Origin of the sequence: Dyella acidiphila (assembly GCF_014863405.1) — a bacterium.
In the GTDB taxonomy this organism is placed as follows: Bacteria; Pseudomonadota; Gammaproteobacteria; order Xanthomonadales; family Rhodanobacteraceae; genus Dyella_B; species Dyella_B acidiphila.
The window spans coordinates 695,351-721,150 of record NZ_JACZZA010000001.1; the positions used below are offsets into that span (position 1 = coordinate 695,351).

At 64.1% G+C, this 25,800-nt stretch carries 20 protein-coding genes; 13 read left to right on the forward strand and 7 right to left on the reverse strand.

Annotated elements, in window-relative coordinates; genetic code table 11:
- Positions 1-44: 44 nt before the first annotated feature.
- The 3 genes from IGX34_RS03200 to IGX34_RS03210 are packed head-to-tail and all read left to right on the forward strand — an operon-like array spanning position 45 to position 4,695.
- Positions 45-797 carry a fimbrial biogenesis chaperone gene (locus IGX34_RS03200; RefSeq protein ID WP_192554206.1) on the forward strand — a complete coding sequence of 251 codons (753 nt, stop codon included), beginning with the start codon at positions 45-47 and terminating at the stop codon, positions 795-797.
- The gene (locus IGX34_RS03205) at positions 797-3,610 is read left to right on the forward strand and encodes a fimbria/pilus outer membrane usher protein (protein WP_192554508.1); all 2,814 of its coding nucleotides are present in this window, start codon (positions 797-799) and stop codon (positions 3,608-3,610) included. The genes IGX34_RS03200 and IGX34_RS03205 overlap by 1 nt, the downstream gene beginning before the upstream one ends.
- A complete protein-coding gene (locus IGX34_RS03210; protein ID WP_192554207.1) occupies positions 3,607-4,695 on the forward strand; it encodes a fimbrial protein in 1,089 nt (362 codons plus the stop codon). Before IGX34_RS03205 ends, IGX34_RS03210 begins: the two co-directional genes overlap by 4 nt.
- Here IGX34_RS03210 and IGX34_RS03215 read toward each other — a convergent pair whose 3' ends face one another.
- Positions 4,696-5,037, reverse strand: coding sequence for a hypothetical protein (locus tag IGX34_RS03215; protein ID WP_192554208.1), 342 nt, complete (start codon positions 5,035-5,037; stop codon positions 4,696-4,698).
- A gap of 522 nt (positions 5,038-5,559) precedes the next feature.
- Positions 5,560-6,306, reverse strand: a complete 747-nt coding sequence (locus tag IGX34_RS03220; RefSeq protein WP_192554209.1) for an FAD-binding oxidoreductase — start codon at positions 6,304-6,306, stop codon at positions 5,560-5,562.
- A gap of 209 nt (positions 6,307-6,515) precedes the next feature.
- On the opposite strand from IGX34_RS03220, the gene IGX34_RS03225 reads away from it, so the two are divergent.
- Both IGX34_RS03225 and IGX34_RS03230 read left to right on the forward strand, forming a co-directional pair.
- Positions 6,516-7,466 carry an ABC transporter ATP-binding protein gene (locus IGX34_RS03225; protein ID WP_192554210.1) on the forward strand — a complete coding sequence of 317 codons (951 nt, stop codon included), beginning with the start codon at positions 6,516-6,518 and terminating at the stop codon, positions 7,464-7,466.
- A 5-nt stretch (positions 7,467-7,471) separates the two neighbouring features.
- Entirely contained in the window at positions 7,472-8,242 is a 771-nt protein-coding gene (locus tag IGX34_RS03230; protein WP_192554509.1) for an ABC transporter permease, read from the forward strand.
- Between the two features lie 147 nt (positions 8,243-8,389).
- Here IGX34_RS03230 and iolG read toward each other — a convergent pair whose 3' ends face one another.
- Both iolG and IGX34_RS03240 read right to left on the reverse strand, forming a co-directional pair.
- Positions 8,390-9,397 (reverse strand): inositol 2-dehydrogenase, encoded by a 1,008-nt coding sequence (gene iolG / locus IGX34_RS03235; RefSeq protein WP_192554211.1) that lies wholly within the window; start codon positions 9,395-9,397, stop codon positions 8,390-8,392.
- Positions 9,390-10,256 carry a MurR/RpiR family transcriptional regulator gene (locus IGX34_RS03240; protein WP_192554212.1) on the reverse strand — a complete coding sequence of 289 codons (867 nt, stop codon included), beginning with the start codon at positions 10,254-10,256 and terminating at the stop codon, positions 9,390-9,392. Before IGX34_RS03240 ends, iolG begins: the two co-directional genes overlap by 8 nt.
- Before the next feature lie 206 nt (positions 10,257-10,462).
- On the opposite strand from IGX34_RS03240, the gene IGX34_RS03245 reads away from it, so the two are divergent.
- From IGX34_RS03245 to IGX34_RS03280, 8 genes are read left to right on the forward strand one after another with little or no spacing between them, the layout of a single operon-like run.
- Entirely contained in the window at positions 10,463-11,515 is a 1,053-nt protein-coding gene (locus IGX34_RS03245) for a sugar ABC transporter substrate-binding protein (RefSeq protein WP_192554213.1), read from the forward strand.
- A 19-nt stretch (positions 11,516-11,534) separates the two neighbouring features.
- Positions 11,535-12,680, forward strand: a complete 1,146-nt coding sequence (locus tag IGX34_RS03250) for an ABC transporter permease (protein WP_192554214.1) — start codon at positions 11,535-11,537, stop codon at positions 12,678-12,680.
- A 10-nt stretch (positions 12,681-12,690) separates the two neighbouring features.
- Positions 12,691-13,488, forward strand: coding sequence for an ATP-binding cassette domain-containing protein (locus IGX34_RS03255; RefSeq protein WP_192554215.1), 798 nt, complete (start codon positions 12,691-12,693; stop codon positions 13,486-13,488).
- Between the two features lie 9 nt (positions 13,489-13,497).
- A complete protein-coding gene (locus IGX34_RS03260; RefSeq protein ID WP_192554216.1) occupies positions 13,498-15,462 on the forward strand; it encodes a bifunctional 5-dehydro-2-deoxygluconokinase/5-dehydro-2-deoxyphosphogluconate aldolase in 1,965 nt (654 codons plus the stop codon).
- A complete protein-coding gene (iolD, locus tag IGX34_RS03265) occupies positions 15,459-17,327 on the forward strand; it encodes a 3D-(3,5/4)-trihydroxycyclohexane-1,2-dione acylhydrolase (decyclizing) (protein ID WP_192554217.1) in 1,869 nt (622 codons plus the stop codon). Before IGX34_RS03260 ends, iolD begins: the two co-directional genes overlap by 4 nt.
- 5 nt (positions 17,328-17,332) lie before the next feature.
- Complete coding sequence (gene iolE, locus IGX34_RS03270; RefSeq protein ID WP_192554218.1) at positions 17,333-18,250, forward strand: myo-inosose-2 dehydratase; 918 nt, start codon at positions 17,333-17,335, stop codon at positions 18,248-18,250.
- Positions 18,247-19,044, forward strand: coding sequence for a 5-deoxy-glucuronate isomerase (gene iolB, locus IGX34_RS03275; protein ID WP_192554219.1), 798 nt, complete (start codon positions 18,247-18,249; stop codon positions 19,042-19,044). Before iolE ends, iolB begins: the two co-directional genes overlap by 4 nt.
- A 24-nt stretch (positions 19,045-19,068) precedes the next feature.
- Entirely contained in the window at positions 19,069-20,589 is a 1,521-nt protein-coding gene (locus tag IGX34_RS03280) for a CoA-acylating methylmalonate-semialdehyde dehydrogenase (protein ID WP_192554220.1), read from the forward strand.
- 181 nt (positions 20,590-20,770) lie between these two features.
- On the opposite strand, the gene IGX34_RS22310 is transcribed toward IGX34_RS03280, so the two are convergent.
- The 3 genes from IGX34_RS22310 to IGX34_RS03295 form a co-directional block, all read right to left on the reverse strand.
- Positions 20,771-23,317: a PKD domain-containing protein gene (locus tag IGX34_RS22310; protein WP_192554221.1), complete on the reverse strand. Its 2,547-nt coding sequence runs from the start codon at positions 23,315-23,317 to the stop codon at positions 20,771-20,773.
- Positions 23,318-24,024: 707 nt separating this feature from the next.
- The gene (locus tag IGX34_RS03290) at positions 24,025-24,723 is read right to left on the reverse strand and encodes an ArsR/SmtB family transcription factor (RefSeq protein ID WP_192554222.1); all 699 of its coding nucleotides are present in this window, start codon (positions 24,721-24,723) and stop codon (positions 24,025-24,027) included.
- A gap of 56 nt (positions 24,724-24,779) precedes the next feature.
- Complete coding sequence (locus IGX34_RS03295) at positions 24,780-25,712, reverse strand: LysR family transcriptional regulator (RefSeq protein ID WP_192554223.1); 933 nt, start codon at positions 25,710-25,712, stop codon at positions 24,780-24,782.
- Positions 25,713-25,800: the final 88 nt, after the last annotated feature.

The window sequence follows — 25,800 nt, forward strand, 5'->3', positions numbered from 1 at the left end:
GACATTCTGGCTGGCTCTCAGCCTGCGGCCGAGGAAATCCGATCATGAGAAATCTGGTACGCGCCATCGGTACGGCGCTGCTCACCTTGTGCCTTATCGCGCCGGCGGCCCACGCCAACGTGATCATTTCCGGCACGCGCGTGATTTTCCCCGCCCAGGACGGAGAAGTGACCGTCCGTCTGACCAACCAGAACACCAGCCCCGCGCTGGTCGAAGCCTGGATCGACAATGGCGACAAGGATTCCACCCCGGACAAGGCCAATACGCCGTTCCTGATCACGCCGCCGCTGTTCCGCATGGAACCGAACCGCGATCAGAGCCTGCGCATCCTGTTTACCCACAGCCAGCAGCCGCTGCCGAGCGATCGCGAGTCGCTGTTCTGGCTCAACGTGCTCGACGTTCCGCCCAAGCCCACCGGTCCGCAGACCGAAGGCAAGAATTACCTGCAGCTGGCGATCCGTTCGCGGCTGAAGCTTTTCTATCGCCCGACCGGACTGGCCGGCGATCCGATCAAGGCTGCTGCTGCGCTGACTTTCAAGGCCGGCCCGTCCAATGCGGGCGGCTATACCTTGGTCGTGCATAACCCGACACCGTATTACGTGACGATCAGCAAGCTGACGCTGCAGTCGAGCGGCAGCAGCTACAACGGCAAGACCAATATGGTCGCACCGATGTCGGATCTTAAGCTCGACCTGCCCGAGCTCAAGCACGCGGCCGCGGTCGGCGACGCGATCGAGTTCGACAGCATCAACGACTACGGCGCCATCGACGCGCTCAAGAGCAGCGTCGCGCCGTGATGCAGCACGCGCCCACTCACCAGCCGAACCACGCCCGCATGCGCGCGGCGTGTCGTCGGCTTGTGTTGTGCGCGGGCATTGCCGCCGTGCTTGCCGGCTGGCACAACACGGCATTGGCGTATGCCGCCGTGGACGCTTCCGCCTCTGCTTCTGCTTCTGCTTCCGCCGCTCCGGTGGAAGGTGCCGAAGGCGGCCCCGCCGAATTCGATCGCAGCCTGCTGGCCGGCGCCGGCCAGAACACCACCGATCTGTCCCGCTTCGAGCATGGCAACCCGGTATTGCCTGGCGACTATCGCGCGGACATCTATCTCAATAACGCCTGGGTTGGCCGCGACAACGTGCGCTTCGCCAACAAGTCCGCGCAGGCCAATGCCAGTGCGTGCGTGGACGACAAGCTGCTCGGCATTCTGCAGTTGCACCCGGCCAAGCTGTCGGACCAGGTCATCAACGACCTGAAAAATCCTGCGGCTTGCGTCGCCATCGGCGATGTGATCCCCGGCGCCACCATGTCCTTCGACGTCGCCGGCCTGCGCCTGGATACCAGCGTGCCGCAGGCTTATATGGGACAGGCTGCACGCGGCTACGTAAGCCCGCAGTTCTGGGACCACGGCGTTACCGCCGGCATGTTGAACTACAACTTCAACAGCTATCGCAGCAGCAGCCTCGGCCAGAGCCAGACCACCACCTATCTCGGCGTGAACATGGGCTTCAACCTGGGCTCGTGGCTGTTCCGCGAGAACGGCACCATGACCTGGTATTCGGGCGGCAACAACGCCTCTTCGCGCCGGCAGTTCCAGAACATTCTTACCTATGCACAGCGCGACCTGCCTTCGCTGCGCGCGCTGCTGACCGTCGGCGACAGCTACACCGACGGCGCCGTGTTCGACAGCTACGGCATCCGCGGCGTGCAGTTGGGCACCGACGACCGCATGCTGCCGCAATCGCTGCAGGGCTATGCGCCGGTAGTGCACGGTATCGCGCAGACGAATGCACAGGTCTCGGTGCGCCAGAACGGCGTACTGATCTACCAGACCACGGTGGCGCCCGGCCCGTTCACCATTTCCGACCTGTATCCCACTGGCTACGGCGGCAACCTCGACGTAACCGTGACCGAAGCGAATGGCCAGGTGAATACCTTCGTCATTCCCTATGCGTCGGTGGCGCAGTTGCTGCGTCCGGGCATCACGCGCTTTGACATCGCGGCCGGCCAGCTGATCGATCGCTCGATCTCGAACAAGCCGCCGGTGCTGCAGGCCACCGCGCAGCACGGCTTCAACAACATTCTGACCGGCTATGCCGGTATTGCCGGCTCGACCGGTTATGCGGCGGTGCTGGCCGGCGCAGCGATCAATACCAAGTTCGGCGCACTCGCACTCGACCTGACCCACGCCCAGGCGCATATCCCCGGCTACGACACCAAGTCCGGCCAGAGCATGCGCATCACCTATAGCAAGATCATTCCCGAAACGCAGACCACGTTTTCGGTGGCTGCCTATCGCTATTCCACCGGCGGCTTCCTGAGCCTTACCGACGCCGAGCAAGCGCGCAATTACGCGCAGCACAATATCAACGCCTTCGATTACACGCCGCCGTCGATCGCCGCGCAGAGTGTCGATGGCGTTACTGCACAGACCGTGCTGACGCCGGCCGAACAGGCTACGCTCGCCGGCAACCCGTTCAGCACCGGCACGCTGCTTGGCGCCAGCGGCCTGGAACTGCAGCGCAACAGCTTTACGCTGACCGTCAACCAGCGCCTGGGCAGCAGCGGCGGCTCGCTGTATGCCAATGCATCGATCAGCGATTACTGGAACCAGAAGGGCACCAACACACAGTTCCAGATCGGCTACAACAATTCGTTCCACCGCCTTAACTACAGCATTTCCGCCACGCGCTCGGTCGATCCGTTCGGTCGCTTCGACAACGAGTACATGGTGAGCTTCAGCCTTCCGCTGGGCCATAGCAGCCATTCGCCGACCTTCACGCTCAATGTCGCGCACGACCAGAACGCCGGCGCGCAAGACCAGGCGATGCTCACCGGCTCGTTCGGCAGCGACGAGCAGTTCAACTACGGCGCGACCGCCACCTATGCCAATGCCGGCAGCTCCAGCGGCGCGGCCGGTACCGCCAATATCGGCTATCGCAGCCCGTATGCGCTGTTCAGCGCCAGCTACGGCGATGGCCAGGGCTACTCGCAGGCATCGGTGGGCGTGACCGGTTCGGTGATCGCGCATCCGGGCGGCATTACCTTCGGCCAGCCGGTGGGCGATACCGTCGGCATCATCTATGTGCCCAACGCCGGCGGCGCGCGCCTGCTCAGTTCCGCCGGTGCGCGCGTGGATGGCGGCGGCTATGCCATCGTGCCCAACCTGACGCCGTACATCCTCAACACCGTGCAGATCGATCCCAAGGGTCTGCCGCTGGATGTGCAGCTCGATTCCACCAGCGTGCAGGTCGCTCCTTACGCCGGTGCGGTGGTGATGCTGAAATTCAAGACTGAAAGCGGCCGCACGCTGATCGTGCGCGCCCGCCTGCGTGACGGCCAGGCCGTGCCGTTCGGCGCGGAAGTGGTCAACGAAAAAGGCGCTACGCTCGGCGTGGTCGGCCAGGCCGGCCAGATCCTGCTGCGCGGCGTGAACCAGGCCGGCCAGCTCACCGCGCGCTGGCATGACGATGCTGGCGCCACGCAATCGTGCACGTTCTTCTACCATCTGGCACCGATAGCCAAGGGCGCGCACGCCAAGACCTATGAACAGATCGACGCGACCTGCGAAAACCCGGACGCGGTCGCGCAAGCCGTCAGGAGTGGCCCATGATCGGACGTAATGGCAATGCGCAGCGGCATCTGCGCGCCCTGGCCTGGTTGCTGATCCTGTGCGCCAGCCTCGGCTGGGCTCCGTTCGCGGCGGCGCAAAACTGCACCACTTCCAGCGCCACGATCACTTTGCCGGCGGTTACCGTTTCACCGAATGCGTCGGTGGGTACGCTGTTGGGCAGCCCGCAGTCGGTGACGATGACTTTCACCTGCAGCAATATTCCGATCGTCACCCGTAATCGGGTGACGTCCAACACCACGACCACCATTCAAGCCGGCGAGACGCTGGCCACACTGGCTTCCACTAACGTACCCAGCGGTCCCGGCATCACCTTTGCAACCAATCTCCCCGGTATCGGTGTGATCATCACCGGTAGTCCAACCCAGGCGACCAGCGAAAGCGGCAGTGTCAACGACGGCCCGAACAGCCAGGCCGGCTTTCCGGTGGGCTCGGTCAATGCTGGCGCCGGAAAGACCAGCGGTACCTACGGCGGGACCGTGACCGAGACGTTCACCGGGCAGCTGATCGTTACCGGCACCATCAGCGCATCATCGGTGGGTTCGATCTCGTCCAATTCGCTGATACCGTTCTGGTGGTATATCCCCGGCGGCACGGTGGACTCATCCAGCGTAAACACCGGTAACAGCCTGAATATCTCAGGCGGCTCGGTGGTGCTGCAGGCTTGTACGGTCCAGGCCGGCTCGGCCAACCAGACCATCACCCTGCCGACCGTCAACGCGCGCTCACTGACCAGCGTGGGCAGCACGGCGGGCCTGACCGCATTCAATATCGCGCTGACCTGCCAGGCCGGCGCTAACGCGTCGATCACTATGACGACCGCCAATGCGGCCACTGCGACCGGCGTGATCGCGCCGACCACCGGCACTGGTTTTGCGAAGAATGTCGGCGTGCAGATCCTCAACGGCAGCCAGCAACCGATCACCTTCAACACGGCGCAAAGCCTGGGCGCCACGCCGACGGGAACCTTGAATGTTCCCTACTTCGCGCAGTACTACGTCACCGGCACGCCGGTGGCCGCCGGACAGGTGACTGGTACGCTGACCTTCACCATGTCCTACCAGTAGTTATTCGTATGTCTGCGTCACCAGCACAGGCGCTGACGCCGTCGGCGAACCGGACCGGACATAGCCACTGAAATAATTCAGCACCTTGTCCTGTTCGGTATCCGACAGACGCACCACGCTCTGCGCATAAATGCTCTGCACATCGGTCGACTGCCCTCCGGCAGCAACGCAGCTGTGCTGCGCCGCTACGCTGGCATCGACCATGGCATTCAGTTCAGTCGATTGAACGGCCACGCCGCAGGTCGGTTCGACGATCGCGCCAACAAACGAGATCGTGCCGCCTTCCACGACATTGCCACCGCCCGATGCCGCCGCAACCGGCGCGCATAGCAGTGACGCCACCAATACTCCACTTACAACCCACCACCGCGGATCACGCATAGTGCTGCCCTCCACCGGTGCTCGCGCACGGTGCGAGTACCTGTGTAGGCACATCGGCGGCGCGCCCCTGGGGCTTGAGAGCGTCTGCCCGGGCAAGTCACGGAAATGCGATGTGCATCACATAATCCGTGGAGGGCGATCGTCGCGCGCTGCTGCGAGCGTCAATCAAACAGCGTTGGTTGCGGGTGCGTGAATTCCCTATAAAACAACGGTTTCGACTTGCCGCGAGGAGAAACCGGCGCCGTGCGGCCTGCTTGCGCTCAAGGGCAGTTGAGCGCTTATGCAAAAACCTTATCGCCGGGTTCCAGCGTCATGGACTTGACGCTTGTGCCGAGCTCCTGCCCGGCCCAGTGATTTATCGGCATGAATCCGGCGGACTTTAGATCGGATGTGAAAATTTGTTTACAAATTTCTGCACGCTGCGCATGGCGCCGCCCGGCGCGGCAGGAGGCGGTATGCCATGCGCGCGCCTATCTATCGGCATCAACGCGAGGAAATGTACTTCTCGCGGCGAATCTGCGGGATCGGCAGTCCGAATTCCTTCAGCGCATTGAAGGCGCCGTCGACCATGTTGGGATTGCCGCACAGGTAAGCGATGTCGCGCGCCGCGGTAGGTGCCAGTTCCGCCAGCACGCCCTGCACGTGGCCGGCGCGGTCGTTGATGCGCGGCAGCTCGCGCGGCTGCCGGCTGAGGCAGCCGTGGAAGGTGAAGCCGGGATGGGCTTGCGCAAAGGCTTCGAATTCCTCGTTGTACAGCAGCTCGGTTTCGTTGCGCGCGCCATACAGCAGCACCACTTCGCGATCGCCCTTGGCCAGCAGCTTGGCGAACTGCGGCAGCATGGCGCGGTACGGCGTGACGCCGGTGCCGGTGGCGAGCAGCAGATAGCGCGGATGGGTATCGCTGTCCTGCAGGCAGAAGCGTCCGTACGGGCCGCTCGCCTCGATGGTGCCGCCCAGTTCCAGTTCGCTCAGCAGCTTGGTGGCGGCGCCGCCGTCCACATAGCTGACCGCGATCTCGATGCGCGTCACCGGCGAACTGCCGTCACCTACCGTCGCCACCGAATAGCTGCGCTTGGTCGGCGTGCCGTCGTCGTAATTGAAATGGATCTGCAGGAACTGGCCGGGAATAAAGGCCAGGGGCTGTCCGTCGGCGCGTTCGAAGGCCAGGTGGCGCACGGTGGGCGCCAGCATGTGGCTGTCGGCGAGACGCAGGGTGAAGTGTTCGGCCATGCAGTTGTCCAGTGGAGTATTGAGCGCGTCGACGCGAGCCTGTTGCCGCTTCGACCTAGGAATCAAGCACTTGAAGCAGGTTTTCGTGCCACTGCGGAGCCGCCGGCGACGGATTGTTTCCCGCCGCCCGACGCTGTGTGCTGTCCGCAGGGCCCGGGTGGAGCAGACAAGCCCGCTATAATAAAGGGCTGAATCCCACGGTGCAGCCCATGTCCTCCTCCCCCGCACTTGTCGTCGACAATCTGCGCAAAACCTATGGCAACGGCGTCCAGGCCCTCAAAGGCATCAACCTCACGGTCCAGCCAGGCGACTTCTTCGCCCTGCTGGGCCCGAATGGCGCCGGCAAATCCACCCTGATCGGCATCCTGTCCTCGCTGGTCAATTCCAGCGGCGGCGATGCGCAGATCTTCGGCGTATCGGTCAACAAGCAGCGCAACGAAGCGATGAAGCTGATCGGCCTGGTGCCGCAGGAAATCAACTTCAACCAGTTCGAAAAGCCGTTCGATATCTGCGTGAACGAAGCCGGCTTCTACGGCATTCCGCGGCGTATCGCCGCCGAGCGCGCCGAGAAATACCTGAAGGAACTGCGCCTGTGGGACAAGGCGCAGGACCAGGCGCGCATGCTGTCCGGCGGCATGAAGCGCCGCCTGATGATCGCCCGCGCGATGATGAACGAGCCGCGCCTGCTGATCCTGGACGAGCCTACCGCCGGCGTGGATATCGAGATCCGCCGTTCCATGTGGCAATTCGTCAGCGGCATCAATGCGGCCGGCACCACGGTGATCCTCACCACGCATTACCTGGAAGAAGCCGAGCAGCTGTGCCGCAACATCGCCATCATCGACCACGGCACCATCGTGGAAAACACCTCGATGAAGCAGCTGCTGTCCAAGCTGGACGTGGAAACCTTCGTGTTCGACGTGGACAACCTGCCCGAATCGCTGCCGTCACTGCCCGGCATCAACTTCCGCCGCGTCGACGAGCACACGCTGGAAGCGGAAATGCCGCGTACCGAGGCGATGAATGCCATGTTCGAGGCCTTCAGCACGCACGGCATTACCGTCACGTCCATGCGCAACAAGACCAACCGCCTGGAAGAGTTGTTTGTACGTCTGGTCGAAAACGGCCGCCAGGAACCGGGCAAGGAGAAAGCAGCGTGAGCAACATGTCCGGCAACCTCGTCGCCCTGCAGACCATCGTGCGTCGCGAAATCGTGCGCATCATGCGCATCTGGACGCAGACCCTGATTCCGCCCGCCATCACGATGACGCTGTACTTCGTCATCTTCGGCAAGCTGATCGGCAGCCGCATCGGCAACATCCAGGGCGAATTCACTTATATGCAGTACATCGTGCCGGGCCTGGTGATGATGAGCATCATCACCAATAGCTACGGCAATATCTCCAGCTCCTTCTTCGGCGCGAAATTCCAGCGCTCGGTGGAGGAAATGCTGGTATCGCCGATGTCCAACTGGGTGATCCTGCTCGGCTACGTCACCGGTGCGGTGGCGCGTGGCCTGGTCGTGGGCCTGCTGGTGCTGCTGATCGCGCTGTTCTTCACCAACCTGCACGTCGCCCATCCGCTGGTGACGATCCTGTCGGTGCTGTTCGGCGCCACCATTTTCTCGCTGGCCGGCTTCGTCAATGCGGTGTATGCGAAGAAGTTCGACGATATCGCCCTGGTACCCACCTTCGTGCTCACCCCGCTGACCTATCTGGGCGGCGTGTTCTATTCGGTGAACATGCTCGGCGAGCCGTGGCAGGCGATCTCGCGCATCAATCCGATCCTGTACATGGTCAACGCCTTCCGCTTCGGCGTGCTGGGCATCAGCGATGTGCAGATCGGCGTAGCCTTCGGCGTGATGCTGGTCTTCGTGATCGGCCTGTCATGGCTTGCGCTGAGCCTGCTGCATCGCGGCGTGGGTCTGCGCTCGTAAAGCGTCGACCGGCGGTGAGGCCACTCAAGCCTCGAACGCCTGGTCCGGAAATGCGTCTCGCGTTCTGAACCGACAAGCCCCCTTTACCGTTCCGGCAAAGGGGGCTTTTTGCTTATGCGCAAAGCACCCATGGTCGGCGCAGCATGACTACACCGCGCACTCCAGCGCCTTGCCTTCGCGCCACGAACGGGTAGCAAGTTCGGCCAGTTCCAGCGCCTTGATGCCGTCCTCGATGGTGGTGCGCACCGGCGTGCCGTGCACCAGGGCATCGAAGAAGTGCTCGATTTCCAGCGCATAGGCGGCGCGGTAGCGCTCCAGGAAAAACGCCTCCGGCTTGTCGCAGCTGATCGCCTGCTCGCCCCACGCCACCACCTCGGTGGGACGCACATTGCCGGCCTGCAGCAGGCCCTTGCTGCCCAGCACCTCGAAGCGCTGGTCGTAGCCATAGGCAGCGCGGCGCGAGGTGTTGATCTGGCACAAGCTGCCGGCGCGCGTGCGCAAGGTCACTGCGGCATGCGAGATATCGCCGGCCGCCGCCACCTCCGGCATGCCGGGGCAGCCACCGGTGGCATGCACGCTGACCGCTTCGCCGCCAAGGATCCAGCGGAAGATATCGAAGTCGTGGATCAGCATGTCCTTGAACACACCGCCGGACCGGGCGATGTAAGAGGCCGGCGGCGGTCCGGGATCGCGGCTGGTCACGACCAGCATTTCCGGCGTGCCGATCTCGCCGGCATCCAGGCGCTGCTTCAGTGCGGCAAAGGTGGGATCGAAGCGGCGCTGGAAACCGATCATGCAGACCACCCCGGCACGCCGTACCGCCTCCGCACAGGCACGCGCGCGCTCCACCTCCAGATCCACCGGCTTCTCGCAGAAAATCGCCTTGCCGGCCGCGGCAGCGCGCTGGATCAGGTCGGCGTGCGTGTCGGTGCTGGAACCGATCACTACCGCGCCGATCGAGGCATCGGCCAGCGCCTGTTCCACCGTTGCCACCTGCGCGCCATGCACGGCCGCCAAGCTCTGCGCGGCCGGCGCATGCACGTCGACCACATAGCGCAGGCTGGCATGCGGATGCCGCGCCAGATTGCCCGCATGGATGGTGCCGATGCGGCCGGCACCGAACAGCGCGACACCGATGGACTTGGGTTCACTCATCGTATTCTCCGGGATGGACGGTCTCTTCAACCTTCAGCTCAAGCTTGTAGGCCAGCGCCACGAATAGCGCCTGGCACAGGCAGATCGTGCTGGTGAGCGCGCGGAAGGCAAACGCGCTGCCTTCGTTAACCTTCAAGGTCACCTGCGCCTCGCGCCCGAGCGCGCCCAGCGCGCTGTCGGTGATCGCCAGCACCTTGGCCTTGTGCTGATGCGCAATGCGGCTGCAATACAGCGTTTCCTTGCCATAAGGCGGATAACTGATGGCGATCAGTACATCGTTCTTGCCGATGCTGCGGATCTGCTCGTGATACATGCCGCCCAGGCCGCTGACCAGATGCACGCGCTTGGTGGTGTGCTGCAGCGCATAGACGATGTAGCTGGCGATGCTGAAAGTGCGCCGCACCGCGACCACGTAGATGTTTTGCGCCTGGAGCAGCAGGTCCACCGCGGCATCGAACTGCCTGGCGTCGAAATGTTCGGTCAGCTCGTCCAACCCGGCCCGGCTGGCGTCGATAAAGCGCAACGCCATGTGCGACGGCGGCATGCCCGCTTCGCCATCGGCGATGACCTTGCGGATTCTTTGCTGATAGCTGCGCGCGGGCGTGCTGGCTTCCGTGTAGTCGTTGCGGAACACCGCCTGCATTTCGGTGAAACCGGAATAGCCGAAACGCTGCGCGAAGCGGACCACGGCCGAGGGATGCACCTCGCAGCCCTCCGCGATCTCATTGATGCGCTGGACCATGATGTTGGCCCGCTCCCGCTCCAGGTAGCTGGCGATGTTCTGCAGCTGCCGCGGCAGCGTTTCGAATTCCTGCGCGATGCGCAGGAGCAGCCCGTCGACCGCGCTTAGCTTGCCCATATCCGCCCTGGAGCGCCCATGTCTGATGGGGGCCCATGCTAGCCATTTGGAAAAATATTTCCATATTTTTTCATTGTGCAATGCAAGTTGAAATTAGCGCAGCAGCCTTCCATGCTCGGCCAATCACGGCTGGCGCGAGCCCCTGTCCGCATCGTCCAGCCCCTCTTCGGCCGGCCAGGCTTGGCCACTCGGGTTATGGAGGCGGTATGCGCGTGCGATGGAGGTTCCCGCGATCGACCGGGCTGCTGTTGGCCGGCGCAATGGCCGCCATCGGCGCCGGTGCGGCGCTGGCCGCCAGTCCGCAGGCCGATCAACGTTATGTGCTGATCAGCCACGCGCCCGATTCGGACGCGTTCTGGAACACGATCAAGAACGCCGTCAGCCAGGCCGGACAGGATTTCGGCGTGCAGGTGGACTACCGCAATCCGCCCAACGGCGACTTGGCCGACATGGCCCGCCTGCTGGAGCAGGCCGCCGCGCGCAACTACGACGGCGTGGCTTTCGATATCGCCGATTTCGATGTGTTGTCCAAGCCGGCCATGCGCATCAGCGCCAAGCGCATTCCGATCGTCACCATCAATTCGGGCACTGCGCAGGAAAGTCAGAAGCTGGGCGCGATCATGCATATCGGCCAGCCCGAATACGAAGCCGGCAAGGCCGCGGGCGAACGCGCCAAAGCCGCAGGCATCAAGAACTTCGTCTGCGTCAATCACTACGTCACCAATGTCGCCTCGTTCGAACGCTGCAAGGGTTTTGCCGATGCACTGGGTGTGGACGCGCGCAGTTCGATGATCGATTCGGGCATCGATCCTACCGTGGTCGCCGGCAAAGTAAGCGCCTACCTGCGCAACCATCCCGGCACCCAGGCCGTGCTGGCGCTCGGACCGCCCTCGGGCGAGCCCGCGCTGCAGGCGCTGCAAAAGATGGGCGTGGCCGGCAAGACCTATTTCGTCACTTTCGATCTGTCGCCGGCGATCATCGACGGCATCCGCAAGGGCTATGTGAATTTCGCCATCGATCAGCAGCCCTATCTGCAGGGCTATGTGGCGATCGCGGCGCTGGCGATCGCGCACGCCAGCAACACCCGCGATGCGGCAACCATCATCGCCAATCTGAAAGCCAGTCCCAAATACCAGGCACGGCTGCAGGAATACGGGCTGGTTCCGGTCTATACCAAAGATGGATTGAGCTCAGGACCGGCCTTCGTGACCAAAGACAACGTCGAGACGGTGGCGAAATACGCCGGCCAGTACCGCTGATCCGGCGACCGAGACTTGCATGAGCGCGACGCTACCCACCGCAACCGTCACCCGACGCAATGACGAGGCCGCCGTGAACCCCGATGAGCGCGTACGGCGCATTCCCCTCTGGCGCAGCCTGATGCATCGCCCCGAATTCGGCTCCATTGCCGGCACGCTGCTGGTGTTCGTGCTGTTCGGCATCTTTGCCGGCAACTCGGGCATGTTCAATCTGGACGGCGTGATGAACTGGGCGCAGGTCGCGGCCTATCTGGGCATCATCGCGGTCGGCGCCTGCCTGCTGATGATTGCCGGCGAATTCGATCTGTCGATCGGCTCGATGATCGGCTTTGCCGGCACCTTGATGGCGGTGCCGGCGATGTTCATGGGCTGGCCGGTCTGGGCTTCGGTGCTGTTCGCCTTCGCCGGCTGCATGGCGCTGGGCTGGCTCAACGGCTATCTGGTGGTGCGCACGCGGCTGCCGAGTTTTATCGTCACCCTCGCCTTCATGTTCATCCTGCGCGGACTCACCCTGGTGCTGTCCACGTATTTCTCCAACAGCACCATCGTCAGCGGCGTGGGCGACAAGGTCGCTGCCGATCCGCTCGCCCACGGCCTGTTCCAGGGCAACGTGCTGCACGGCCTGTTCGTATGGATGTCCGCTACCGGCATCATCACCAAATTGCCAGACGGCGAGCCGATCGTCGGCGGCCTTCCGAAGGTGCTGGTGTGGTGGCTGGTGGTGGCCGTGGCGGCCGGCTTCGTGCTGTCGCGCACGCGCTTCGGCAACTGGATCTTCACCGTCGGCGGCGATGCATCCGCGGCGCAGAACGTAGGCGTACCCGTACGCCGGGTCAAGATCAGCTTGTTCGTACTCACCGCCTTCTGCGCCTGCCTGTTCGGCGTGCTGCAGGTGGCCGACGTAGGCTCCGCCTCGGCCGACCGCGGCCTGCAGAAAGAATTCGAAGCGATTATCGCCGCCGTGATCGGCGGTGCCTTGCTGACCGGCGGCTACGGCTCGGTGCTGGGCGCCTGCTTCGGCGCGCTGATTTTCGGCGTCGTGCAGATCGGCATCTCGTACACCAGTTTCGATTCAGATTGGTATCGCGTTTTCCTCGGCGCCATGCTGTTGCTGGCAGTGTTGTTCAACCACTACATCCGTTCGCGCGCCACCACGGGCAAGTGAGGCTTTCGCCATGAACACCGCCGGCAACGATCACATTCTGCAGTTGGAAGGCATCAGCAAGTTTTTCGGCACGGTGATCTCGCTGCAGGACGTTACCCTGCGCCTGCGCCGCGGCGAGGTGCATTGCCTGCTGGGCGACAACGGCGCCGGCAAGTCCACCTTGATCAAGACGCTCGCGGGTGTGCATCGCCCCAATCGCGGCCGCTATCTGGTGGAAGGCACGGAAGTGCAATTCAGTTCGCCGCGCGATGCGCTGGACCATGGCATCGCCACCGTCTACCAGGATCTCGCCCTGGTGCCGCTGATGAGCGTGGCGCGCAATTTCTTTGCCGGGCGCGAGCCGGTGCGCAAGCTGTTCGGCCTGATCCCGGTGATGGACCTGCATCACGCTGCCCGCGTCGCGGAAGAAAAACTGGCGGAGATGGGCATCGCCGTGCGCTCGCCGCATCAGCCGGTGGGCACCATGTCCGGCGGCGAACGGCAATGCCTGGCGATCGCACGAGCGATTCACTTCGGCGCCAAGGTATTGATCCTGGACGAACCCACCGCGGCGCTGGGCGTGAAGCAGAGCTGCAATGTGCTGAAGCTGATCCATACCGCACGTGCGCGCGGCATTTCGGTGATCTTCATCACCCACAACGTGCATCACGCCTACCCGATCGGCGACAGCTTCACCTTGCTCAACCGCGGCCGCTCCATGGGCACTTTCAGCAAGGATCAGATCAGCAAGGAACAGCTGCTCGACATGATGGCCGGCGGCGCCGAAATCCAAAGCCTGGTGGCCGAGCTGGAAGGCCGCGCCGCTTGAGCTCCACCCATGCATGAAGTATCCGAGATGAGCGAACGCCAATACGACTTGATCTGCCTCGGCCGCCTGGCCGTGGATCTGTATGCGCAGCAGCCCGGCGCCCGGCTGGAAGATGCATCGAGCTTTGCCAAATACCTGGGCGGCTCCTCCGCCAATGCCGCCTTCGGCGCGGCGCGGCTGGGATTGCGCACCGCCATGCTCAGCCGGGTCGGCGACGATCACATGGGCCGTTTCCTGCTGGAAACCCTGCACAGCGTGCACTGCGATACCAGCCAGGTGCAGGTGGATGCGCAGCGCCTTACCGCGCTGGTGCTGCTGGGCATCAAGGATCGCGATAGTTTCCCGCTGATCTTTTATCGCGAAAACTGCGCCGACATGGCGCTTGCCGCGGAGGATATCGACGAGGCCTTTATCGCCTCCAGCGGTGCGCTTGCCATTACCGGCACGCACTTCTCGGCGCCCGGCGTGCATGCCGCCAGCAGCAAGGCGCTCGCGCTGGCGCGCAAGCATGGTGTGCGCACGGTGCTGGATATCGACTACCGCCCGGTGCTGTGGGGCCTGACCGGACGCGGCGACGGCGAGACCCGCTTTATCGCCGACGACCAGGTTACCGCGCACTTGCAGGCGATCTTGCCGCAGTTCGATCTGATCGTCGGCACCGAAGAAGAATTCCATATCGCCGGCGGCAGCCAGGATCTGCTGCAGGCTCTGCAAGCCGTACGCGCATTGACGCCTGCCACCCTGGTGGTGAAACGTGGTGCGCTCGGCTGCAGCGTGATCGAAGGCGCCATTCCCCAGGCCTTGGAGCAGGCACCCACCTATCGCGGCACGCAAGTGGAAGTGCTCAATGTGCTCGGCGCCGGCGACGCCTTTATCGCCGGCTTTCTGTACGGCTGGCTGCGCGGCGAGAGCATCGAGCGCAGCTGCGCCTATGCCAATGCCTGCGGCGCCATCGTGGTATCGCGCCATGGCTGTGCGCCGGCGATGCCTAGCCGTGCAGAGCTGGATTACTTCCTGGCCCACGCCGATCGCCTGCAGCGTCCCGATCGCGATGCCGAACTGGCGCATCTGCACCGTGTCAGCGTGGCGCGGCCGGCATGGGACGACCTGCATATCTTCGCTTTCGACCACCGCAGCCAGTTCTACGACCTGGCCTGCGCCTGCGCGGCCGATGAAGCGCGTGTGCCGCGGCTGAAGCGATTGCTGGTGGAGGCCGTGGCGAAGGCGGAGCAGGAACTGGGCCTGCAGCGTCGCGTCGGCGTGTTGATCGACCAGCGTTATGGCGAAGATGCGCTGCACGCGGCCACCGGCCGCGGCTGGTGGATCGGTCGTCCGGTGGAAACGCCCGGCTCGCATCCGCTGGAATTCGAATACGGCCGCTCGCTCGGCAGCCAGTTGCAGCACTGGCCGCAGGAGCACGTGGTGAAGTGCCTGGTCGCGTTCGATCCCGACGACAACGCCGACCTGCGCCTGGAACAGGAAACCCAGCTGCTTACGCTCTACGGCGCCGTGCAGCAGAGCGGGCACGAATTGCTGCTGGAAGTGATTCCGCCTGCACGCGACGGCGCCGGTACGCCGGGCGAACGCGTGGTGCGCGCGATGAAGCGCATCTACAACCTCGGCATCCGTCCCGAATGGTGGAAGCTCAAGCCGCTGGCGGCGGGCGAATGGACTGCCGTGGATGCACTGATCGCCGAGCGCGATCCGTATTGCCGCGGCGTGGTGCTGCTCGGCCTCAATGCCCCCTTCGACGAACTGGCAGCCGGCTTCGCCGCCGCTTCGCGCAGTGCAAGCTGCCGCGGCTTCGCCGTAGGCCGCAGCCTGTTCGTCGAGCCGGCCGATGCATGGCTGCGCGGCGAGATCGACGACGCGGCGCTGGTCGAGCGCGCTGCCCAGCAATTTGCCCGCCTCGCTGCACTATGGCGGCAAGCACGCGATGGCCAGCGGCAGCGCACGGCCAAGGTGTCCGCATGAGCGGCAGCGTACGCCTGACCATGGCCCAGGCGCTGGTGCGCTATCTCGCCGCGCAGTATGTGCACGACGATGCCAGCGGCGAAGCACTGCCCTTGTTCGGCGGGGTCTTCGCCATCTTCGGCCACGGCAATGTCGCCGGCCTCGGCGAAGCGCTGTATGCCTGCCGCGACCGCCTGCCGACCTATCGCGCGCACAACGAACAGGCGATGGCCAACACGGCCATCGCCTACGCCAAGGCGCATATGCGCCGGCGCATGATGGCGGTGACCACCTCGATCGGTCCCGGCGCCACCAATCTGCTTACGTCGGCCGCGCTGGCTCACGTCAACCGTCTGCCGGTGCTGTTCCTGCCGGGCGATATCTTCGTGTCGCGCGCGCCCGATCCGGTGCTGCAGCAACTGGAAGATTTCGGCGATGGCACGGCCAGCGTCAACGACTGCTTCCGCACGGTATCGCGCTATTTCGACCGCATCGTGCGGCCCGAGCAATTGCTTACCGCGCTGCCGCGCGCCCTGCATGTGCTGACCGATCCGGCCTTGTGCGGCCCGGTGACGCTGGCGCTGCCGCAGGACGTGCAAGCCGAAGCCTACGACTGGCCGGAAGAATTTTTCACCGAACGGGTGCATCGCTTCCGCCGCATGCCGCCGGCCCCCGAAGACATCGCGGCCGCGGCACAGCTGCTGCGCCAGGCCAGGCAGCCGGTGATGATCGTCGGCGGCGGTGCGCTGTATGCACGGGCCAGCCAAGCCGTGCAGCGCTTTGCCGAACTGCATGGCGTACCCGTGGCGGAAACCCAGGCCGGCAAGGGCACCCTCGCCTGGCATCATCCCTTGCAGCTCGGGCCGGCCGGCGTATGCGGCTCCAGCGCCGCCAACGAACTGCTGGCCGAGGCAGACGTCATCCTCGCCGTCGGCACACGCCTGCAGGATTTCACCACCGGTTCTCACGCGCTTTACCGCCAGGCGCGCATCGTCACATTCAACGTCAATGGCCATGACGCACTGAAAGGCGGCCACACGCAGGTGCTGGCCGATGCGGCCGCCGGCCTCGATGCACTCTCCGCCGCACTAACCGGCTGGCATGGCGAAACCGCGTGGCGGCAGCACGCCACGCAGCTGGCCGATGACTGGCGCACCACGGTGGAGCGCATCACCGGTCAGCGCGAACTGCCACCTGGCCGCCTGCCCTACGATGGCGAAATCATCGGCGCGGTGCAGCGCTCGCGTGCGGATTCGGCCAGCAGCGATATCGTCGTCTGCGCGGCCGGCACATTGCCGGCCGAACTGGAAAAACTCTGGCGCACCGAAACGCCAGGCGGCTACCACATGGAATACGGCTATTCCTGCATGGGCTATGAGATCGCCGGCGGCCTGGGCGTGAAGATGGCCAGGCCCGAGCGCGAGGTGATCGTGATGCTCGGCGATGGCAGCTACCTGATGCTCAATTCGGAGCTCGCCACTTCGGTGATGCTCGGCCACAAACTGATCGTGATCGTGCTGGACAACCGCGGCTTCGGCTGCATCAACCGCCTGCAGCAAGCCTGCGGCGGCGCGCCGTTCAACAACATGCTCGAGGACTGCCTGCACGGCCCCGATGGCGTACCGTCGATCGATTTCGCCGCACACGCACGTGCGCTGGGTGCGCAGGCCGAACACGTGCACACCATCGCGGAACTGGAACAGGCATTGCAGCGTGCACGCGCCGCCACGCGCACCTATGTCATCGCCATCGACACCGATCATCGGCGCACCACCGAAGCCGGCGGCAGCTGGTGGGAAGTAGCGGTGCCCGAGGTCTCCGAGCGCGCGGCCGTGCAGCAGGCACGCCGCGACTACGAGCTCGCCAAACAACAGCAGCACAGGTAAGACCCATGGCCGACACCCATTTCGACGTAAAGATCGGCATCAACCCGATCAGCTGGAGCAACGACGACCTGCCCTCGCTGGGTGGTGAAACACCGCTGTCCACCGCGCTGAGCGAAGGCCGCCAGATCGGCTATCAGGGCTTCGAGCTCGGCAACAAGTTTCCGCGCGAGCCGCAGGCCCTGCGCGAGCTGATGGCTGGCTACGGACTGGACGTGGTTTCGGGCTGGTATTCCGGCCAGCTCGCCACCCGCAGCGTGGCCGAAGAAATCGCCGCGGTAGCACCGCATCTGCGCCTGCTGGCCGAAAACGGCTGCAAGGTGATGGTGTATGGCGAAGTGGCCGACGCGATCCAGGGCGATCGCTCGGTGCCGCTGTACAAGCGCCCGCGCTTCCGCGACGAGGATGCTTTCAAGCGCTACGGCGAACGGCTCAATGCCTTCGGCGCGCATCTGCTGAAGCACGGGGTGCGATTGGCCTATCACCATCATATGGGCGCCTATATTGAAGCGCCCGAAGACATCGATCGACTGATGCTGCATACCGGCGAAGAGGTCGGCCTGCTGTTCGACAGCGGCCATGCTTATTTCGGCGGCAGCGATCCGCTCGCCCTGCTTACCCGGCACATCGGCCGCGTCTGTCATGTGCATTGCAAGGATGTGCGGCCGGCCATCGTCAAGCATGCCCGCAATCGCCAGTGGAGCTTTCTCGATGCGGTGCTCAACGGTGTCTTCACCGTGCCCGGCGATGGCGCAATCGACTTCGCCGCCATCGTCGATACGCTGCGCGCGCATCGCTACCAGGGCTGGCTGGTGGTGGAAGCGGAACAGGACCCGGCGGTAGCACCCAGCTACGCCTATGCCGACAAAGGCTATCGCACGCTGCGTGCACTGGTGGACGGCACGCCGCTGAAGGAGGTCGCATGAGCCTGCTGGTCAAAGCACACGCCAAGGGGCGCGAGATCGTCAGGGTCACGCCGGCTTCGGCGGGTTGGAAACACGTCGGCTTCGAAGGCTTCCGCCTGGCTGCCGGGGAATCGCTGCAATTTTCATTGCCGAACGACCGCGAAGGCTGCCTGGTAGTGCTGGCCGGCACCGTCAGCGTGCGCGCCGGCAGCGGTCATTTCGAAGCCCTGGGCGGTCGCAGCAGCGTGTTCGAGGAGCGCTCGCCCGATGCGGTCTATGCGCCACCCGGCACCCACTTCGAGATCAGCGCGCACGATGCGGTGGAACTCGCCCTGGCCACGGCGCCCGCCAGCGGGCGTTATCCGGTGCGCCTGATTCCCGGCACCGGCATGCAGCGCTCGGTGCGCGGCAAGGACACCAACACCCGCTATATCTGCGACATCCTGCCCCAGACCGAGCCGGCCGAATCGCTGCTGGTGGTGGAAGTGCTGACCCCTGCCGCGCATTCCTCCAGCTATCCGCCGCACAAGCACGACACCGACAACCTGCCGCTGGAAAGCAGCCTGGAAGAAACCTATTACCACCGCATCGACCCGCCGCAGGGTTTCGCTTTCCAGCGCGTATATACCGATGACCGCGAGCTGGACGAATCGATGGCGGTCGGCGACCACGATGTGGTGATGGTGCCGCGCGGCTATCACCCGGTGGTGATGCCGCACGGCTACCGCGGCTACTACCTCAACGTGATGGCCGGTCCGCATCGCGAATGGCACTTCAAAAACGATCCGGCGCACGACTGGTTGATGTCGCGCTGAACGCACGCCCACAGGAATACGCTTATGTCAGCTCAACTTTCCGCATCCCATACGCCACTGGCAATCGGCCACTACATTCACGGCGAGCAGCGCGGCAGCGACGCCAGCATCCCTGCCTACAATCCGGCCAGCGGCGCGATCAGCGGCGCCGTGGCGCTGGCCACCGCCGCCGACGTGGACCTGGCCGTGAAAGCCGCCGCCGCGGCGTTTCCGGCCTGGGCGCAAACCCCGCCATTGAAGCGCGCACGCGTGATGTTCCGCTTCAAGGAACTGATCGAGCGCGATCTGGACCAGCTCGCCGCCACCATCACCCGCGAACACGGCAAGGTGTTGTCCGACGCCAAGGGCGAACTGGTGCGCGGCCTGGAGGTGGTCGAATACGCCTGCGGCATTACCGAACTGTTGAAAGGCGAATACACCGAGCAGATTGCCAACGGCATCGACGCCTGGACCATGCGCCAGCCGCTGGGCGTGTGTGCCGGCATTACGCCGTTCAATTTCCCTGCGATGGTGCCAATGTGGATGTTCCCGATGGCGATCGCCTGCGGCAACACCTTCGTGCTCAAGCCGTCCGAACGCGATCCCTCGGTGTCGCTGCTGCTGGCCGCCCTGCTCAAGGAAGCCGGCTTGCCCGATGGCGTGTTCAATGTGGTGCAGGGCGACAAGACTGCGGTGGATGCGCTGCTCGATCATCCCGCCGTGCGCGCGATCAGCTTCGTCGGCTCCACCCCGATCGCCCAGTACATTTATGCGCGCGGCACGGCCAACGGCAAGCGCGTGCAGGCGCTGGGCGGCGCCAAGAACCATATGATCGTGATGCCGGATGCCGATCTGGACAAAGCCGCCGACGCACTGATCGGCGCCGGCTACGGCGCCGCCGGCGAACGCTGCATGGCGATCTCGGTGGCGGTGGCGGTTGGCGATGCCACTGCCGATGCGCTGGTGGCGAAACTGGCGCCGATGGTGCGCGCCCTGCGCATCGGCAACGGCATGGATGACAAGGTCGAGATGGGGCCGGTGATCACCGCGCAGCATCGCGACAAGATCACCGCCTATATCGAAGATGGTGTCCACGCCGGCGCAGAGCTGGTGGTGGATGGCCGCGGCCACCGCGTAGCCGGTTGCGAGCAGGGCTTCTTTCTCGGCGGCACGCTGTTCGATCACGTCGCGCCGGACATGCGCATCTACAAGGAAGAAATTTTCGGCCCCGTGCTGTGCGTGGTACGCGTGCCGGATTTCGCCGCCGCGCTCAAGCTGATCGACGAACATGAATACGGCAACGGCACCGCCATTTTCACCCGCGACGGCCATGTGGCGCGCGAGTTCGCGCATCGCGTACAGGTGGGCATGATCGGCATCAACGTACCGATTCCGGTGCCGATGGCCTTCCACAGCTTCGGCGGCTGGAAGAACAGCCTGATGGGCGACCATCATGCGCACGGTCCGGAAGGCGTGCGCTTCTATACGCGGCAGAAGGCTGTCACCCAGCGCTGGCTGGAAAGCGCCGGCAGCCATGGCGCGGAATTCGCCATGCCCACGCATTGAGCCAGCCTCGCCGAAATCGTACCGACGCACTGCGCATCATCTTTCTTATCCCCTGCCCGTATCCCCCTACCGGCGGGCAGTGGGATTTTTTTTCGCAAGCGCGCAAGACAAAAGAGGCCCAGCCAAATGGCCGGGCCTCGCGCTTTGGGAAAAGACGCGCATCCGTGCCCGTCCGACACACTTAGAACGTGACGCTCCAGCTGTTCAAGGTGCCGTGGTCGCCGCCATCGCCATAGATATCGTCGTCGATGACCTTCAGCTTCCACGTACCGTTGGCCTTTTCGCCGGAAGCATTGACCGTCCAGGTCTTGTTGATATTGCCGTTATTCTCGTAGTTGGGCTGCTGCAGAATCGCGTAGTCGCCGCTCGGCGCATACACGATGATCTCCAGGTCGCCCGACCAGTTGTGGGTGATGTTGGCATGCACCTGCAGGTTCGACGGCGCATTGCCCGACTCACCGGTCACCGGAATGCTGCTGGTGACGGTGGCGTCATCCTTGATCGTTACCGGCGTATTGTTCGAGAACGTGCCACCCGAACCGCCGCCGCTGCTCACCGTTACCGACTGGCTGGTGCTGTTGCTGGCACCGGTGTTGTCGGTTACCTGCAGCGAGACGGTGTAGGTGCCGGCTGCCGTATAGGTGTGGCTGGGGCTGGCCGTGGTCGAGCTGCTGCCGTCACCGAAGTTCCACGCATACGAGCTGATGGTGCCGCCGGTATCGGTGGAGGTATTGGTGAACGCAACGCTCAAGCCGCTCACGCTGTCGGTGAAGCTGGCCACCGGGCTGCCGCCACTACCGCCGGACGACACCGTGACCGAACCGGTCTTGGTGTTGGTGGCGCCGGTGCTGTCGGTCACCTGCAGCGAGACGGTGTAGGTGCCGGCTGCCGTATACGTATGGCTGGGGCTGGCCGAGGTGGAGGTGCTGCCGTCACCGAAGTTCCACGCATACGAGCTGATGGTGCCGCCCGAATCGGTGGAGGTATTGGTGAAGTTCACCGTCAGGCCGCTGACCGTGTCGGTAAAGTTCGCGACCGGGCTGCCGCCGGACGAACCGCCACCGGCCAGAGTGCTGAACTGGCTGACATTCACGCTGCCCCAGCCAGTGGTGTAATCCCAGCCCGCTGCAGCGGTTTCACCGCTGTTGTTGCCCGAGGTCACATCGTGGAAGGCATTGGCGTAATTGGTCGACGACGACTGCGCCACCTTGTAGATCACCGGCGCCGCAAAGCCCACGCTGTTGCCATTGGCCTGCAGCACGTGCGCCCAGAAGCCCACCGCCAGCGGCGCGGCCAGACTGGTGCCGCCGATCTGCTGGTTGGCCTGGCCGTCTACGGTGACCAGCGCGCCGCTGTCGGGGCTGGCATCGAAAGCGATATCCGGCACGCCGCGGTAGGTCTGGTTGGTCACGCCGGAAACACCCTTCTGCCAGCTCGGAATCGGCTCGAAGGTGCTAGGGCTGCCGCCGGTGGCGCCTTCGTTCTCGCTGAGGTTGTTCCACACCGTTTCGCTGGACCAAGTGGTGGTGCCCGAGGTGTACAGCTCGGTACCGCCCACCGCGGTCACGTATTGCGAACTGGCCGGCCAGCTCGGCGTCACGCCGCCGTTGCCGCATTCATCCGCACCGGAGTCGCCGGCGGAAACGAAGAAGGTCTGGCCTTGTGCGACAGCCTGCTTGAACGTGGTGTCGTTCGACGCGGCTTCACCCGAGGAATTGGCATCGGTTTCGCATTCGCCCAGCGAGACGTCGATCGCTTGCAGCAGGTTGTCCGACACGATTTTGGCGTAGTCGGTCTGCAGGTCTGCGTCGCTCAGCGAGGCGGCGTTGTAGAAGTAGTACTGCTTCACACCGGTGAAGGCGATGATGTCCTGGCTATCCAGGTCCCATTCGCCGTCGCCGCTGGTGCTGGTGCCGCTGCTGCCCTTCACCGTGACCGTCACGCCGGGATCGACCGACTTCAGATCGCTTTCGACATTGCTGAGCGAGCCCGCCGATACCGAGCCGACCGCGACCGAGGTGATATTCGCCATGCCGCTGGCGCCATAAATGGTCGGGAAATTGGACGGCTGATGGCCTACTGCCGTGCCACTCGCTTCCGGATGGGTCGCCATCGCATGCGCGGCGATCGGATCCTGATAGCGGGCGAACACGTGCGCGGTATGCACGTTCTGCACGCCGAGTACGGCGTTGACCACGCCTTGCAGGTTGGCCGGAATCTGCACCGCACTGCTGTTGGCGAACGCATCGCGCCCGTCATGCGTCTTCACATGCACGAAGTTGGTGTGGAAGGCAGCCTGCGCCGTGTCGGCACGGCCGTCCGCCTCGACCAGCCCGTTATTGGGCGCGATGCTGACGTTGCTGAAGCCAGCCTTGGTGAGGTAGTCGGCCACCGACTGGGCCTGTGCGGCGGTCGGCGCATATTTCGCATTGAACTGCGCCGAGGTGAGCGGCTTGAAGCCGGGTTTGGCAATGTACTGATTGAGCTGATCTTCATTGCGCAGCTTCAGCGTGATCACGACATGCATCGGCTGCGACACCGCCAGCGGTCCTACAGCTTGATCGCCATTGCGCAGGCTGACAGCCGGATGCAAGGCCACCATGGCCGAGCTGGCCGCCGCGGCGATGGCATCATTCGCCACCGGTTGCGCAACGACTCCCACCGAGCTGCCCAGCAGAGCCAGGCCCATGGCGGTAATAAGCGTTTTTACACGGAGATTGCTTGGCATTATCTAATTCCCCAGGAATTGGAGACGAACGACCCCGATGAGGTCGCACGTACCCCATAACAGTAAAGTCGCGCTCAAACACGACGCCGTTGTATCGATAGAGATTTGCCCAGCGATTCCTCGAGCCTCGGCGTACTGCTGCTCCCCCTACCTCCCGTTGCAGGCAGTGCCGACGTAACACTCGAACGATGCGCAGCCCCTGGTGCAAGGCATCGCCGCGGAATCATTCGCCGTGTGCTCCCTACGGCGAATGCGATCGAAAGTATCTGTCGAATAATTCTGCGTCAAGGCGCGACGATAGAACCGAATCGCAGGAACTCATGCCGCAAACGCGCACTAAAAACGCTTGTTCGATTCACAAAAATTAATGCGCAAACAGTGGCGCATGAACTTGCATGTTGTTATCGATAGCAGAGTTAGCGCGCACTTGCGTGTCGCTGTCGCCGCACGATGAAGTGCCTTGCCGGCGCCTACTTATGCTGTCCACAGGGTGTGAACGTGAAATCTGTTTCACGCAAAATGTTTCGATAAAGCGCCGCATGAGATATCAATGCAGCGCGCCAAAAGTTGCTGCAGTTCACATCGCGCATGCGCATCGGCACGTGCATGTGCACGCCGCGCTTTCACATTTGCACGATTCAAAAATGCGGCAGTCGCACGCACATGCCGCGAAAAATGCATGAATGGTTGCTGACGCAACGACTGTGTCAGTCGTCGAGGCGCACGCCAAGCTCGGCAAGTCGACGCAATCCATCCGGTGTCGGCAGCAAAGCACGATTGCGTTGTGCGCGACGCAACCAGCCGGCTTCCAGCATGGCGCTGGTCATGGCGACACCCAGCGGGCCACCTACATGCAGGCGGCGCTCGGTCCAGTCCAGGCAACCGCGGCCGCGCAATTGCAGGAGTTGCCGCGTCGATGCCGGTTGCCAGCCGGCACGCACCAGGGCATCGGCTGCGTCCTCGTCCAGGCTGATGCCATCGCTGCCGGCCTGCAGCCAGCCGCGTTGCAGCCATGCTTCGCAGAGCACCACGCCCAGTTGCCCGGCCAGATGCCGATAGCACGTGCGTGCACGGCACAGTGCTGCATCGCGCACTGCCGTCGTCGACGCCTTGCGTGTCACTTGCGGCAAGGCCATCGCTTCCAGCCACGCCGCCACATCGTCGTTGGCCAGACGGAAATAGCGGTGCCGACCCTGTTCGTGCAGACCCAGCAATCCGCCATCCAGCAAGCGCTTCAGATGCGCGCTGGCGGTGGCGGCACTGACGCCGGCGATGCGCGCCAGTTCGCCAGCCGGGCGGGTGGTGCCGTCCATCAGCGCCAGCAGGATCGCCGCGCGCGCCGGCTCCGCCAGCAAGCTGCCCAGCTCGGCGAGTTGATAGCGATTGAGGGGACTGGCTTCCGTCATGCGGGCAGTCTAACCGTGGGTTCCGGCAGACGTTTCGCTACGGGGCGAAATGTCGTCTATGCATCGCGCCTGGGCGGCCGCCTGGCTGGCCGCGGGGCCGGCGACTTGGCGTAGTCGGCCATGGCGATGCACAGATGATCGTAAAGCGCACGCACGCGCAAGCTGCGCCGCTGGTCTTCATGCATGACCAGCCAGGTATCCATCTGCAAAGTGAATTCCGGCAGCAGTGGCACCAGCGACGCATCGCGGCTGGCCAAGCCTGCCTGGCAGATGCCGATGCCATAGCCGGCGCGAATCGCAGCCAGCGCGGCCAGATCGCTGTCGGTGCGCAGCGCAAAATATTCGCGCGCATACGGTAGCCCGGCCGGACGCATGGCGCGGATATACGCCGTTTCATGATCGAAACCGATCAACGCATGGCCGATCAATTCGTCCACGCTGCGCGGGCGCCCGTTCGCGGCGAGATAGCGTTTGTGGGCAAAGTAGCCCAGGGCGATCTTGCCGATATGGCGCGCGACCAGCGCATCCTGGGTCGGGCGCGCCATGCGCACGGCGATGTCGGCGTCGCGCCGCAGCAGATCTTCGGCCCGATTGGACAGCGACAGCTCGATCACGATGCCCGGATGCTGCTGGCGAAACGCGGCCAGCATCGGCGGCAGCACTTCCGCACCGATCACCTCGCTGGCCGTGACGCGCACGACTCCCGCAATCGCCGCCTGCCGGCTGGTGGCGGCACGCCGCAGCGCTGCCGAGGCGGAGGCCATCGCCTGCGCATGCGGCACCAGGTCCTGGGCCAGGTCGGTGGCGGCCAGCCCCTGCTGCGAACGCGCGAACAAGGAAACGCCCAGCGTTTCTTCCAGCTCGCGGATATGCCGCCCCAGGCTCGGCTGGGTCATGCCCAGGCTGCGGGCGGCGGCGGACAGGCTGCCCTCGCGCATTACCGCGAGAAAGGAGCGGTACAACTGCCAGTCGGGCTCGGCCTTTGCCATACATATCTGTATAGCAGATCTACGTTATTCAGCAATTTTCATTTATCCAGGGCAAGCCCAGACTGGCGCCATCCCAAGCGAGGAAACA

Coding starts and splice junctions, on each gene's coding strand:
- IGX34_RS03295 (WP_192554223.1), bottom strand. CDS start 25,712: ATGGCAAAGGCCGAGCCCGACTGGCAGTTGTACCGCTCCTTTCTCGCG.
- IGX34_RS03260 (WP_192554216.1), top strand. CDS start 13,498: ATGCATGAAGTATCCGAGATGAGCGAACGCCAATACGACTTGATCTGC.
- IGX34_RS22310 (WP_192554221.1), bottom strand. CDS start 23,317: ATGCCAAGCAATCTCCGTGTAAAAACGCTTATTACCGCCATGGGCCTG.
- IGX34_RS03220 (WP_192554209.1), bottom strand. CDS start 6,306: ATGGCCGAACACTTCACCCTGCGTCTCGCCGACAGCCACATGCTGGCG.
- IGX34_RS03245 (WP_192554213.1), top strand. CDS start 10,463: ATGCGCGTGCGATGGAGGTTCCCGCGATCGACCGGGCTGCTGTTGGCC.
- IGX34_RS03225 (WP_192554210.1), top strand. CDS start 6,516: ATGTCCTCCTCCCCCGCACTTGTCGTCGACAATCTGCGCAAAACCTAT.
- IGX34_RS03240 (WP_192554212.1), bottom strand. CDS start 10,256: ATGGGCAAGCTAAGCGCGGTCGACGGGCTGCTCCTGCGCATCGCGCAG.
- iolB (WP_192554219.1), top strand. CDS start 18,247: ATGAGCCTGCTGGTCAAAGCACACGCCAAGGGGCGCGAGATCGTCAGG.
- IGX34_RS03290 (WP_192554222.1), bottom strand. CDS start 24,723: ATGACGGAAGCCAGTCCCCTCAATCGCTATCAACTCGCCGAGCTGGGC.
- iolG (WP_192554211.1), bottom strand. CDS start 9,397: ATGAGTGAACCCAAGTCCATCGGTGTCGCGCTGTTCGGTGCCGGCCGC.
- IGX34_RS03280 (WP_192554220.1), top strand. CDS start 19,069: ATGTCAGCTCAACTTTCCGCATCCCATACGCCACTGGCAATCGGCCAC.
- IGX34_RS03210 (WP_192554207.1), top strand. CDS start 3,607: ATGATCGGACGTAATGGCAATGCGCAGCGGCATCTGCGCGCCCTGGCC.
- IGX34_RS03230 (WP_192554509.1), top strand. CDS start 7,472: ATGTCCGGCAACCTCGTCGCCCTGCAGACCATCGTGCGTCGCGAAATC.
- IGX34_RS03205 (WP_192554508.1), top strand. CDS start 797: ATGCAGCACGCGCCCACTCACCAGCCGAACCACGCCCGCATGCGCGCG.
- IGX34_RS03250 (WP_192554214.1), top strand. CDS start 11,535: ATGAGCGCGACGCTACCCACCGCAACCGTCACCCGACGCAATGACGAG.
- iolE (WP_192554218.1), top strand. CDS start 17,333: ATGGCCGACACCCATTTCGACGTAAAGATCGGCATCAACCCGATCAGC.
- IGX34_RS03200 (WP_192554206.1), top strand. CDS start 45: ATGAGAAATCTGGTACGCGCCATCGGTACGGCGCTGCTCACCTTGTGC.
- iolD (WP_192554217.1), top strand. CDS start 15,459: ATGAGCGGCAGCGTACGCCTGACCATGGCCCAGGCGCTGGTGCGCTAT.
- IGX34_RS03255 (WP_192554215.1), top strand. CDS start 12,691: ATGAACACCGCCGGCAACGATCACATTCTGCAGTTGGAAGGCATCAGC.